Origin of the sequence: Corynebacterium atrinae, from assembly GCF_030408455.1 — a bacterium.
GTDB classification, from domain to species: Bacteria; Actinomycetota; Actinomycetes; order Mycobacteriales; family Mycobacteriaceae; genus Corynebacterium; species Corynebacterium atrinae.
Genome location: NZ_CP046977.1, coordinates 2,396,082 through 2,408,181 on the forward strand (window position 1 = coordinate 2,396,082; position 12,100 = coordinate 2,408,181).

Sequence of the window (12,100 nt, forward strand, 5' to 3'; positions counted from 1 at the left end):
AGCAGGGTTTTTAGCCCTTGGCCAACAAGGTGGCCTTCTGGGCGATGGCCAGTTCCTCATTGGTGGGGACGACGAAGACCTTGATCGCCGAATCGTCCGTGGAAATAAGACGGGCCCCATCGTTGGGCAGATCGTTGCGCTCCGGGTCGATCTTGATGCCGTACATTTCCAGGCCGGCGAGCGCGTCCTCGCGGACGAACTTGGCGTTCTCGCCCACGCCGGCGGTAAAGGTGATCGCGTCGACGCGGCCGAGGGCGATCATGTAGGAGCCGATGTAGCGGCGCAGCTGGTGGATGTAGATGTTGTAGGCAGACCAGGCATCGGTATCGCCGTTATCAATCATCTCCCGCAGCGCGCGGAAGTCATTGACCCCCGACAGGCCCTTGATGCCCGATTGACGGTTAAGCATCGTATCAATCTCGTCGATGCTCAGGCCCGCAGTGCGGTAGAGGTGGAAGATGATACCCGGGTCGATGTCGCCGGAGCGGGTTCCCATGACCAGGCCTGCGAGTGGAGTCATACCCATCGAGGTATCGATGGCGTGACCGCCCTTCACCGCGGAGCAGGAGGCACCGTTGCCCAGGTGCAGGGTGATCTGGTTGACCTCGCTGCTGTCCTTGCCCAACAGGGCTGGGACCTGCTGCGAAACAAACTCATGCGAGGTGCCATGGAAACCGTAGCGGCGCACGCCGTGGGCGCCCGCAACCTCGGCGTTGATGGCATAGAGCGCGGCCGCCGGGGGCATGTCCGCGAAGAAGCCCGTATCAAAGACCGCGACGTGCGGGATGTCCGGCAGCATTTCCCGAGCCACTTTGATGCCGTCGATGTTGGCGGGATTGTGCAGTGGTGCCAGCGGGATGAGGTCCTGGATCATGTCCACAACTTCATCAGTGACGATCTCCGGGTGGGAGAAAACCTTGCCGCCGTGGACGACGCGGTGGCCAACGGCAGACACGTGCACGTCATGGGGGCCGACGCCATGTTCGGCGAGGATGGCGAAGGCCATCTCCAAACCGGCGGAATGATCCGGGATCGGCAGCTCAGAGGTGACCTTTTCCCCGCGGATTTTGATAGCGATGGTGCCTTGGGGCTCACCGATCTGCTCAACGAGACCGGAAACCAACGGCTCGGCGCTAGCGTCTGCGGAGGGGTCGAGGATCTGGAACTTGATCGACGAAGAACCGGAGTTGAGAACGAGTGCGTAAGTCAATTTACTTTCCTCCGGCCTGGATGGCGGTGATGGCGACGGTATTGACGATGTCGGGGACGGTGGCGCCGCGCGAGAGATCGTTGACGGGCTTGTTCAGGCCCTGCAGGATCGGGCCGACGGCCAGGGCGCTGCCCGTGCGCTGCGCCGTCTTGTAGCCAATGTTGCCGGCCTCCAAGTCGGGGAACACGAAGACGTTGGCGTGGCCAGCGACATCCGAGTCGGGCATCTTCTTCTTTGCCACCCCGGGGTCAACTGCCGCGTCGAACTGGAGCGGGCCATCCACCTTAAGGGCGGGGTCGATGCGCTTGGCGTGGCCGAGGGCATCGATGGCGCGATCCACGTCCGGGCCGGAACCAGAAGCGCCGGTGGAGTAGGACAAGATGGCGACGCGGGGATCAATGCCAAAGGCAGCAGCGGTCTTCGCGGAGACGACCGCGATCTCGCCGAGCTGCTCGGCGGTCGGGTTCGGGTTGACCGCACAGTCACCAAAGGCCCACAGTCGACCGCGCATGACCATGAGGAAGATGGAAGACACCACGGATGCGTCCGGGGTGGTCTTGATGATCTGGAAGGAAGGCTTAATGGTGTGCGCCGTGGTGTGAGCGGCGCCGGACACCATGCCATCAGCCAGGCCCTTGTGCACCATCATCGTGCCGAAGTAGGAAATATCCTGCATCGTCTCGCGGGCTTCTTCCAGGGTCACGCCCTTGGCCTTGCGCAGCTCAACGAAGTCGTTGGCGAATTCCTCCGCCAGCGGCGAGGTGAGGTGGTTGATGATGTGGGCCTTGGTCAGGTCCACTCCCAGCTCCCCTGCCCGGTTCTTAATGTCAGCCGGGTCCCCGAGAATGGTGATCTCCACGATGTCGCGGCCGAGCAGCTGGCCGGCCGCCAGGAGGATACGGTCATCTTCCCCCTCGGGCAACACGATGTGCGCCTTGGCATCCTTGGCGCGGCTGAGCAGCCAATTCTCAAAGACCGGCGCAGACATGACCGGGCTCACCTCAACATTGAGGGCTTTCTTCAGCTTGACTACATCGCGCAGGCCATCCTCCGTGACGGCTGCAGCGATAACCGCATCGAGTTCCTGGGCATGGCGCTCCGCCAACTGCACAGCACGGCCAGGCGCATCTGTGAGCAGCAGCACGGGGACGCCGTAGGCGGCAGCCACCTCGCTATCGAAGTGGAGGTCACCGGTGCCCACGATCAGGACCGGGCCATCATCCAGCAGGCCCGCGGCGACGACGGAGCCAATCTTCGCTTCCACGTCATCGAGGCGCTTGACGCCCAGGCCGAGGGAGGCGGCGAGGCCTTCAATGTCAACACCATCGAAATTTCGGTTGACGACGCTGAGCAGTGCTGATCGGGGGTCAGACATGCGTAACCTTTCTGTCGCTGAGCGGCACAGGTAAAGAACAAGCCTGAGCCGCTTGTGTGGGATCGGTCGCCATTCTATAACCAATGTCGCCCGTGACACACTCGTTCCCGGAATCAATTTTCAGACTTAACACGACATAACCGGACACTTCGCTTTCCCCCGCGATAATTTCCTCCCAGTCGCGCCCGCCCCACCGGGCCCAGAATAAACACATCCCCGCATGTCAAAGCCCATTCCGGCGAGAACCTGAGAGGTCCTCGTCGGGCTGCCTGTTCCAGAAAAACGCGGGCAGCCATCGGGCAATAGCACGCCTGTTAGGAGCTCTCGAATTCTGCAAACCTCCGCAAATTGGGCAGCAGACCTTCCCCCTACCCATCCCCCCGGTCCCGCAGCGCTGGGCAAGGAAGGGGCTGCTAACTACCGGAGTAAATGGTCAGTACTATGGATCGGAGAATTGCCCTTTTAGCCCCTCTTCAGTGAAGGATGTCCTCTGACCATGTCTCGTCCCTTGCGTGTCGCCGTCGTCGGCGCCGGTCCGGCCGGCATCTACGCCTCTGATCTGCTGGTCAAGTCCGGCCAGGACGTAGCCATCGATCTTTTCGAGCGGATGCCCGCCCCCTTCGGGCTCATCCGCTATGGCGTGGCACCCGATCACCCGCGCATCAAGGGAATTGTGAAGTCCCTCCATGCCGTCCTGGACAAGCCGGAGATTCGGCTGCTCGGCAACATTGAAGTGGGCAAGGACATCACCGTCGAGGAGATGCGCGATTTCTACGACGCCATCATCTTCTCTACGGGAGCAACTGGCGACCGTGACCTGGCGATTCCAGGCCACGAGCTGCAGGGATACCACGGCGCCGGCGAATTCGTCGGATTCTACGATGGTAACCCGGACTTCTCCCGCACCTGGGACCTGACGGCCGAGAAGGTCGCCGTCATCGGCGTAGGCAATGTGGCGCTTGACGTGGCCCGCATCCTGGCCAAGACCGCCGATGAACTGCACGTCACCGAGATCCCCGACAACGTGTACGAGAATCTGCACCGCAGCGCCGTCAAGGAGGTCCACGTTTTCGGACGCCGCGGCCCGGCCCAGGCTAAGTTCACGCCATTGGAGCTGAAAGAGCTCGATCATTCCGAAAACGTCGAGGTCATCGTCAACCCCGAGGACATCGATTACGATGCCGCCTCCGAGCAGGCCCGCCGCGATTCCAAGTCGGTGGACCTGGTGTGCCAGACCCTCGAGGGCTACGCCATCCGGGAGCCGAAGGGCTCTCAGCACAAGCTTTACCTGCACTTCTTCGAGTCCCCGGTGGAGATCTTGGGCGAGGATGGTCGAGTCGTGGGGCTAAAGACCGAGCGCACCGAGTTGGACGGCACGGGCAACGTCCGCGGCACCGGGACCTACACCAATTGGGAGGCCCAGGCTGTCTACCGGGCCGTCGGTTACCGCTCGGAGGCCGTTTCTGGAGTTCCTTTCGACGCCGAGCGTGCCGTTATGCCCAACGACGGCGGCCGCGTCCTCGATCTCGATAGCGCTGAACCCGTGCCCGGCCTATACGCCACCGGCTGGATTAAGCGCGGCCCGGTCGGGCTGATCGGAAACACGAAGTCGGACGCCAAGGACACCACCACCATCTTGTTGGAGGACTTCAACGCCGGCAAACTAGCAGAGCCCGCTAAACCGGAGCCCGAGGCAATCCTGGACATGCTCAAGGGGCGCGGAATCGCCGTGACCACGTGGGATGGCTGGCACAACCTCGATGCGGCCGAGCGGGCGCTCGGCGAGGCAGAAGGCCGCGAGCGTAAAAAGATCGTGGAATGGAACGAGATGGTCACCAACGCCCACCCGGAGTACGAGATCTGATTCTGCCCGATCACGCCCGACCGGGCAGGGTGATCTGCCTCTCAAAAGGGCAATCTGAGTTCGCCAAAGAGAGCCTAATTGGCGTAAGTTGGCGCGCCATGACAATCTACTTCGCAGTAAGCCACCTGGCGGACATGTCTCCGATCGAGGTGCACCAGATGTACAAGCTGCGCGTCGACACCTTCGTCAACGAGCAAAAGTGCCCGTATGCCGAAATCGACGATATCGACGCCGCCCCCGACACCTTCCACCTCCAGGTGTGGAAGAACGGCGATACCCCGCGGACCCTCGTCGGCACGGCCCGCCTGTTCCCCACGCTTATCGACGGCGCCGATGCCATGAAGTTCGGCCGCTTCTGCCTGCACCCTTCCGTGCGTGGCACCGGCCTGTCGGCCGAACTGATGGAGCAGTCCTTGCGCCTGGCCAGCGAGCAGGCCCCCGGCCTCCCCGTCGTGCTCGACGCCCAGCTTCCGCTCGTCGACTTCTACCGCGGCTTCGGCTTCGAGCCGACCGGCGAGGTCTTCGACGACGAGGGCATCGCCCACCAGCGGATGCTCCTAGCGGCCAGCTAGCAACGCCCTATCCCGGGCCTCTTGCACGGTCTCGGCGGTAGCCAGGACCATGCCGGGGCGCCCGGAAGGCAACCGGACGTCGGTCTCGGGGACGGCGAGGACCCGGGCGACGTCGACAAGCGGCTCGTAGACCATCGCCAGGGCACCGGGGGAAATCATCGTCACATCGATGGGCAGGCCCAAGATAGCGCGCGCGTGCAGGTCATACTGCGACAGCCGCTGCGAGAGGAGCGTCACCGCGCCCTCGTCGTGGGGCCGCGGCGTGACACCGGAGAAATACACCTCGTCGCCGGCGACGAACATTTCGACCGCGCAGACTCCGCGGCCGCCGAGGGCATTGCTGATGCGGGCAGCCATGGAGCGGGCATTATCCGAGGCCTGCGGGCTCATGGGCATCGGCTGCCAGGACTCGGCCAAGCGGCCATCCTGGTGGCGGTGCCCGATCGGCTCGCAGAACCACGTCGCCAGCTTGCCGGTAGCCGGGTCGATGGATCGCACAGCGAGGACCGTGACTTCGTAATCGAAGTTGACGAAGCGCTCGATCATGACGCGCCCCTCCGACAGATCCGACACCGCCCAGGCCGCCTCGATCTGCTCCGGCGTGCGCACAACCGTGTGGCCGTGCCCGCCGGTGAACGTCGCGGGTTTGACCACACACGGCAGGCCCATCTCGGCGAAGGCCGTGAGGAAGTCCTCGCGCGTGGAGACGAAGCGGTACGCGGTCGTGGGCAAACCCAGTTCCTCATTGGCCGTGCGCCGCAGCGTGTCACGCGTAACGGTGAGTTCGCAGCCCCGCGCCGACGGCACCACCATCACCCCAGCGGCCTCGGCCTCTGTGAGGGCGGCGACGTCGACGGACTCAGTCATCGGGACGATGACCTCGGGGCCGTAGGTGGCGACGAGTTCCTCGATGCCACCCTCTCCCGACAGCTCTTCGTCGGTGGCGGAGATGACGGCGACCCCGAGGCGTCGAAAAGCAGCTGCCACCTCTTCGGCGGCTTCACTGGAGCCCAGCAGCAGGGCGGTGCGGAAATCCGCGGAAGTCACTGTGCTCAGCTTTCCATCACATCGTGGCGCACGATGGTCTGATCGCGGCCCGGCCCGACGCCGATGTAGGACATGCGGCAGCCGGAGAGCTCCTCCAGGCGCAGGACATAATCCTGGGCCTTCTGCGGCAGCTCCTCGAACGTGGTGGCGCCGGTGATGTCCTCATCCCACGCAGGCATCGTCTCAAAGATCGGCACCGCATGATGGAACTCCGACTGCGTCAAGGGCATCTCATCGTGGCGCACGCCATCGACGTCATAGGCCACGCAAATCGGGATCTCGCCGATGCCGGTGAGCACGTCAAGCTTGGTGAGGAAGTAATCCGTGAAACCGTTGACACGGGTGGCATAGCGGGCAATCACCGAGTCGTACCACCCACAGCGACGCTTACGACCAGTGTTGACGCCAACCTCGCCGCCGACGGTCTGCAGGTACTCGCCCCACTTATCAAACAGCTCCGTCGGGAACGGGCCTGCGCCGACGCGCGTAGTGTACGCCTTGATGATGCCCAGCGACGCCGTGATCCGCGTCGGACCCACACCCGAGCCCACGCACGCGCCACCGGCCGTGGGGTTCGAGGACGTAACAAAGGGATAGGTGCCGTGGTCGACGTCCAACATCGTCGCCTGGCCGCCCTCCATGAGCACACTCTTGCCCTCATCCAGGGCCTGGTTGAGCACGTACTCCGCGTCAATCATCATCGGACGCAGGCGCTCCGCGTAGCCCAGGAAGTACTGCACCGTCTCCTCGACGTCGATGGCCTTGCGGTTATACATCTTCACCAGGGTCTGATTCTTCACCTCCAGCGCGGACGTGATCTTTTGGCGCAGGATCGACTCATCGAAAATATCCTGCACGCGGATGCCCACCCGGGACACCTTGTCGGCATAGGCCGGGCCAATGCCACGGCCCGTCGTACCGATCGCGCGCTTGCCCAAGAAACGCTCCTGCACCCGATCCAACACCTGATGATAGGGAGCAACCAGGTGGGCATTAGCCGAGATCCGCAGACGGGACGCATCCGCCCCGCGCGCCTCCAAACCATCGATCTCCTGGAACAACGCCTCCAGGTTAATCACCACACCATTGCCCAAAATGGGAACTGCATTCTCCGAGAGCACACCGGCCGGCAGTAGCTTGAGCTCATACTTCTCGCCGCCCACAACGACGGTGTGACCCGCGTTGTTTCCGCCATTGGGCTTGACCACGTAGTCAACCAGCCCGCCCAGAATATCGGTGGCTTTACCCTTGCCTTCATCGCCCCATTGGGCACCGACAATCACGATTGCAGCCATTAGTTTGGGTCACTTCCGCTCGGTTCTCGGGAATTGGTGGCCATAACTGGCCACAGACGGTAGTTAATTCTACTCCTATCCCCAGAAGGCACCCATCCTGGCGTAGTATTTTGGCTCATGCGAGTGCTTCTCCTGCGCTGCGGCGACATCCCCCTGAGCGTTCCACCCGGGGTCACCGTCCATGACCTCCCAGCCGTCCCCTCCCGCCAGGACCTGCGATTCCTCGACGAAGCAGCCGCCGCGACCCTCCCCGTCGACCCCACCCCCTCGCTGGATGAGATCGCCGCACAGCCCGATGTGGAGCACCTGACCACCCCGGCCATCGCGCCCCAGGCTGAGTTTTTGTCGCAGCGTCTGCGGGTGGTCGTCGCCGGCACCGACGCCGCCCTCTCCGCCGTCCTCACCCGCATGATGCGAGCCGACTACCTCTGGGCGGAAGTGGGCTTCGTGCCGGTTGCCCCTTCGACGGCCGCACAGAACTGGGGCCTGTCTACCTCGCTCGATATGGCTTTGCTTGGCGACGTCCACCCCGTTCCCCTCATCCGCACCGACGCCGGCATCGCCGTCGCCGGCTCCGCCACCATCACCGACTGGAACGAACGAGAGATCACCGGCGAAATCATCGTCGACGACCACGTCCTCGTCCGCCACGAATCCGGCGCCCACGGCCACATTGGCGCCCGCCTCGTGCCCATGACCGACGCCCCCGGCATCGCCGCCGTCCGCATCATCACCGCCTCGCGCCGACTCTTCCGCCGGACCCCCCAAGAGCTTTTCGACGCCCCCTCCCTCACCACCGGACGAGCCGTCCAGGCCGGTGGCCCGGACCTCGCCGTCACCGTCGATGGCATCCGCCACAAGCGCCCCCTCGAGCGCGTTACCTTCTACCGCCACTTGCGTGACCTGCAGATTGTGCGACCGCTCTAGGGTGTGTGAAAAGTGTGATGCCCGGTTCCCTTAAAGGGAACCGGGCATCGGCTATTCAGCTGTTACTACTCGGAAGAACCCGACGACAGCGAAGAAGTTGACGACGTCCCATCCTCACCAACACAGCTGTCGTAGAGGTACGCAGCAGCCAGCAAACCAAGGGCAACCATCGCAGCACCATTAATGATCGTGCGATTATCCGCCGTAAAGCGAGCAATCTCAGCGTTGATCTGGCTAATGTACTGAGCCTGGCTAGGATCAAACACACCAAACTGCTGCTGCAACTGCGTATTAGCATTACGCAGCTGAGCCTGCAGATCAGCATTGAGCTGATCCAAGCCCGGAATATTAAGCTGACCAGCCATACCCACCGGAATCAACAGCAGAAGCGGCAGACCAACGGTCAAACCAGCAGCAACACAGGTAGAAATCGGCGGGGTACCACCACTCTCGCAATCTTCCGGAGCAAGATCACCGGTTAAGCGAGCATTCACCTTGAAGGCGTTGCTCCAGGTGCCATCGGCGGCCGGCTTGGTCAGCTCACTCAGTTCCGCCTCCGAAAGTGGAATCTTCTGCGAGGGTGTGAACTTCGAACCTGCCGGCACATCACCGAGATCATAAGTTGCGACGTTGCCAGCGATACCGCTAGAAACAGCCACGTGGTTGTTCGGGTATGGATCCTCGTCAGGGCCGAAGAGCCGGTACTCCACGCCTGACAAAGACCATTCCTTACCATCAACATCCTGCAAGGTCACGACCAGCTTTGCATTATTAATCGCCTTGTCGGTAGCAAAGGCGATGCGAGCCATCGTCAACGGAGACGGCTGCGTCTGCGGAGGGTGTCAGATGGTTTGTGTGTAGGTTCCCAACCCACACAAGGAGATAAGCCACAATGTGTTGTGTCCCGTGTTTAATGGAGGGTGCAAACCTGCACATCCTCAAGGAATCTATCAATGCCTAAGAAGTACCCCGACGAGCTCAAAGCACGCGCCATCGAACTCGTCATCCACGCCCAATCCGACTCAGTCACCGCACGCGGTGCAGCCGGTCGGGTAGCTGAACAACTCGGACTCAACCGTGAAACCCTGCGTAGCTGGGTCAGCGCCCACAAGAAATCTGGTGCCACCACCGTCGATGAGTCCCTCGATCTAGAGGCAGAAAACCGGCGGCTACGTGCCGAACTCGCCGAATCCCGGCGTGCCAACGAGATCTTGAAGAGGGCTTCGGCTTGTCTATCGCGGCGGAGCTCGACCGCCCACACCGGTAATCGTCGCCTTCATTGACGACAACCGTAAGGAGTTTGGTGTCGAGCCGATCGTACGGGTACTAGCTAGTACTCCCGCGCGTATCGCGACGAGCTCCTATTACGCCTTCAAGTCCCGACCTACCTCGGCCAGGGCCATCCGTGATGTGAAGATCGTGGCTGCTCTTCGTCGAATCCACGCCGAGAACTACTCCTGTTACGGGGTGCGGAAGATGTGGCACGCGATCAACCGTGACGGCAGCTGCGGGCGTGTCGCCCGCTGCACCGTGGAACGGCTCATGCGTGAGGCCAGCCTCGATGGTGTGCGTCGCAAGCGGAAGAAACCATCCACACGCTCGGCTGACGCTGCTGACTGTCCTACAGATCTGGTTGACCGGGTATTCGGGGTACTGGCACCGAATCAGTTGTGGGTCGCGGACATCACCTACATTCCCACTGCGTTGGGCTGGGTGTATACCGCGTTTGTCTTAGATGTCTACTCCCGACAGATCGTCGGCTGGCAGGTCACCAATCACCTGCGGCAATCATTAGCTACTGATGCGGTGACCATGGCGTTAGCTGCCCGTCGGCGTGCGGGCGAGTCGGTCGCCGGGCTGGTCCACCACAGCGATAGAGGCGTGCAATACCGGGCGGTGCACTACACCGACACCCTGGCCGATAGTGAGGTTGTCGCCTCTGTCGGATCCAGGGGCGACTCCTACGACAATGCGATGGCCGAAGCATTGAACTCGGTGTACAAGGCCGAGTTGATTGACCGCCACCACTGGGACGGCCTCATCGATGTCATGGCTGCTACAGCGCAGTGGGTCGGGTGGTACAACTCTGCTCGGCTTCACTCCCAGATTGGGTATCGCACGCCTGATGAAGCTCACTCACAGTTAGCGGTTATGGCCGCTGCTGGTTGAGTTCTCCAATTTCCAGACCCTCCACAAAACCCGGGGCTTGACAAACCTTCTTTTTAGAGAGCTCACAACATATACACAAAAGCGGGTCATGGATCACAGGAAAATTGCATCCAAGACACCCAGAAAGGGGTGTCAAGCAGCCAAGCTCAGTGCTAGACGGTCCCCCACAGTCCCGCTACTTTGATGGTGCCCAGGGCAATCAACGCTGCTGAAATCCCTCGCCCCACAAGTAATGGCATGGGTCAAGCTAGAGCTTGTTGAGACAACAAGCCACAGTCGCTGACTTTAGTCGTCATAGATGCCGGGCCAGCGCTCGTGAGGGTACGCCGGGGTCGCCGATGTGGTTGCCAAAGCTGCCAAAGCTGACTCCCGCGACCAGCCACAGACCACCAGCAAATCGACAGTGATCGACCTGGCCTGAGCCAAGATGACGTACTCAGAGAGCACGCCCTTCACGGTGATAGCCCCCATATCTTCACCCGCCGCCAGAACCTGCAGACGACGCACGAGACCCGGCACTTCAATCGCCTCAGTCGCCTCAGTCCGATCATCAAACACATCAGACAGTGAGGCAGTAATATCCGCCAACTCGTCGACGACGTTGATGAGCCGGATACTGACCGAGTCCCCATCGCTGCACAGCACTCGAGCCCTCCGAGCCAATACCCCCGCATTACGCATCGTTTGCTCCACCGCTGGCAGAATTCGCTCTAGCGATCTCACTCGGCGCCTCTTACCCCACATCAATGGCGACAAGTTGGACACTTCGCGACCACCCCTGGCAGCCTCCAACATGTTGTTGATGCTGTCTTGAGTGTTCTGGATTGCTTCAATCGCTTGATCCAGCCTCTCGGAATCACCCTCGTCCAATGCCTGGGCCACATCATCGAATACCGAAGATGCAATCGCCAGCAGCTTGGAAACCTCCCTGCGTCCCGAGTTCAAGGGCGACGAAGGCAAAAATGCGACCGCGGCAAGCCCGATGACCGATCCGATAAACGCATCCACCATACGATCAGGCCCACCACCCGATGTGCCCGGGGGCATAATCGTACTGATCAAAATTGCGCCAATCGCGACCTGGTTAGACAGCAACTGCGACTCGCTGAGAAATGCCGCTAGGAGCAGCGACAACGCCACGATAATTGAAATTTGCCACACCCCGGGGCCAACGAAATGCACCAGGAGATCTCCGAGACCGACTCCAATGGTGCAGCCGATTGATAGCTCAATCGCCTTCTTGATCCGCTCCCCGCCGGCCATTCCCAAAATGATCACGACCGTAATCGGAGCAAAGAAGGGACTGTGATGCCCAAAAACCTCTCGGGCTACCCAAAAGGCCAGCCCAGACGCCAGCGCCGCCTGCACAATACTCAGAGAACGCTTGCGAACACGCGAAAACCGCGACTCCAGCGACGTCTCTAGGACACGCAGGCGTTCCAGCGTGCTGATTCTAACTTTGGCCATGAGTCACAACTTACCCAGAAACCGCTGCGGACTTGATGGGCCGCTCGAAGCGGCCAAATAGCACGTCAATTTGTTGTCATCCGAGATCTGACGGCAGCGTCCTTGACTCTTCAGCAAGCTCGAATCGCAGTCTCTGTTTGAAAACAGTAGAACCCGGCCACCATCCCTAAGGGA

11 protein-coding genes and 1 other annotated feature are annotated in these 12,100 nt (G+C 61.5%); of the genes, 5 read left to right on the top strand and 6 right to left on the bottom strand.

The window, feature by feature from the left end:
* Positions 1-10 precede the first annotated feature (10 nt).
* Positions 11-1,210 (bottom strand): acetate kinase, encoded by a 1,200-nt coding sequence (locus CATRI_RS11785; RefSeq protein WP_290217818.1) that lies wholly within the window; start codon positions 1,208-1,210, stop codon positions 11-13.
* 1 nt (position 1,211) lies between these two features.
* On the bottom strand, positions 1,212-2,585 hold the full coding sequence (gene pta, locus CATRI_RS11790) for a phosphate acetyltransferase (RefSeq protein WP_290217820.1): 1,374 nt from the start codon (positions 2,583-2,585) through the stop codon (positions 1,212-1,214).
* A gap of 496 nt (positions 2,586-3,081) precedes the next feature.
* Between pta and CATRI_RS11795 the strand changes: the two genes are divergently transcribed.
* The gene (locus tag CATRI_RS11795) at positions 3,082-4,449 is read left to right on the top strand and encodes an FAD-dependent oxidoreductase (protein WP_290217822.1); all 1,368 of its coding nucleotides are present in this window, start codon (positions 3,082-3,084) and stop codon (positions 4,447-4,449) included.
* Between the two features lie 98 nt (positions 4,450-4,547).
* Positions 4,548-5,021, top strand: coding sequence for a GNAT family N-acetyltransferase (locus tag CATRI_RS11800; RefSeq protein WP_290217824.1), 474 nt, complete (start codon positions 4,548-4,550; stop codon positions 5,019-5,021).
* Here CATRI_RS11800 and CATRI_RS11805 read toward each other — a convergent pair.
* Together CATRI_RS11805 and CATRI_RS11810 are read right to left on the bottom strand one after the other, a co-directional pair.
* Complete coding sequence (locus tag CATRI_RS11805) at positions 5,007-6,077, bottom strand: ATP-grasp domain-containing protein (protein WP_435384208.1); 1,071 nt, start codon at positions 6,075-6,077, stop codon at positions 5,007-5,009. The two genes, CATRI_RS11800 and CATRI_RS11805, sit on opposite strands and share 15 nt — an antisense overlap.
* On the bottom strand, positions 6,074-7,363 hold the full coding sequence (locus CATRI_RS11810; protein WP_290217828.1) for an adenylosuccinate synthase: 1,290 nt from the start codon (positions 7,361-7,363) through the stop codon (positions 6,074-6,076). The genes CATRI_RS11805 and CATRI_RS11810 overlap by 4 nt, the downstream gene beginning before the upstream one ends.
* A gap of 117 nt (positions 7,364-7,480) precedes the next feature.
* Here CATRI_RS11810 and CATRI_RS11815 point away from each other — a divergent pair, with 117 nt between their 5' ends.
* Positions 7,481-8,290: a hypothetical protein gene (locus CATRI_RS11815; RefSeq protein ID WP_290217830.1), complete on the top strand. Its 810-nt coding sequence runs from the start codon at positions 7,481-7,483 to the stop codon at positions 8,288-8,290.
* A gap of 65 nt (positions 8,291-8,355) precedes the next feature.
* On the opposite strand, the gene CATRI_RS11820 is transcribed toward CATRI_RS11815, so the two are convergent.
* Positions 8,356-9,099, bottom strand: a complete 744-nt coding sequence (locus CATRI_RS11820; protein WP_290217832.1) for a hypothetical protein — start codon at positions 9,097-9,099, stop codon at positions 8,356-8,358.
* 144 nt (positions 9,100-9,243) lie between these two features.
* Here CATRI_RS11820 and CATRI_RS11825 point away from each other — a divergent pair, with 144 nt between their 5' ends.
* Positions 9,244-9,573, top strand: a complete 330-nt coding sequence (locus CATRI_RS11825; protein ID WP_290217834.1) for a transposase — start codon at positions 9,244-9,246, stop codon at positions 9,571-9,573.
* Positions 9,516-9,631: a sequence feature (AL1L pseudoknot), on the top strand. (Overlaps the previous gene by 58 nt.)
* Positions 9,605-10,459: an IS3 family transposase gene (locus tag CATRI_RS11830; protein WP_290221175.1), complete on the top strand. Its 855-nt coding sequence runs from the start codon at positions 9,605-9,607 to the stop codon at positions 10,457-10,459. (Overlaps the previous feature by 27 nt.)
* A gap of 285 nt (positions 10,460-10,744) precedes the next feature.
* On the opposite strand, the gene CATRI_RS11835 is transcribed toward CATRI_RS11830, so the two are convergent.
* Positions 10,745-11,926 carry an FUSC family protein gene (locus CATRI_RS11835; protein WP_290217836.1) on the bottom strand — a complete coding sequence of 394 codons (1,182 nt, stop codon included), beginning with the start codon at positions 11,924-11,926 and terminating at the stop codon, positions 10,745-10,747.
* Positions 11,927-12,100: the final 174 nt, after the last annotated feature.

Excerpts from the sequence above, each read along its gene's own strand:
- pta (WP_290217820.1), bottom strand. The coding sequence starts at position 2,585 with ATGTCTGACCCCCGATCAGCACTGCTCAGCGTCGTCAACCGAAATTTC.
- CATRI_RS11795 (WP_290217822.1), top strand. The coding sequence starts at position 3,082 with ATGTCTCGTCCCTTGCGTGTCGCCGTCGTCGGCGCCGGTCCGGCCGGC.
- CATRI_RS11800 (WP_290217824.1), top strand. The coding sequence starts at position 4,548 with ATGACAATCTACTTCGCAGTAAGCCACCTGGCGGACATGTCTCCGATC.
- CATRI_RS11810 (WP_290217828.1), bottom strand. The coding sequence starts at position 7,363 with ATGGCTGCAATCGTGATTGTCGGTGCCCAATGGGGCGATGAAGGCAAG.
- CATRI_RS11815 (WP_290217830.1), top strand. The coding sequence starts at position 7,481 with ATGCGAGTGCTTCTCCTGCGCTGCGGCGACATCCCCCTGAGCGTTCCA.
- CATRI_RS11820 (WP_290217832.1), bottom strand. The coding sequence starts at position 9,099 with ATGGCTCGCATCGCCTTTGCTACCGACAAGGCGATTAATAATGCAAAG.
- CATRI_RS11825 (WP_290217834.1), top strand. The coding sequence starts at position 9,244 with ATGCCTAAGAAGTACCCCGACGAGCTCAAAGCACGCGCCATCGAACTC.
- CATRI_RS11835 (WP_290217836.1), bottom strand. The coding sequence starts at position 11,926 with ATGGCCAAAGTTAGAATCAGCACGCTGGAACGCCTGCGTGTCCTAGAG.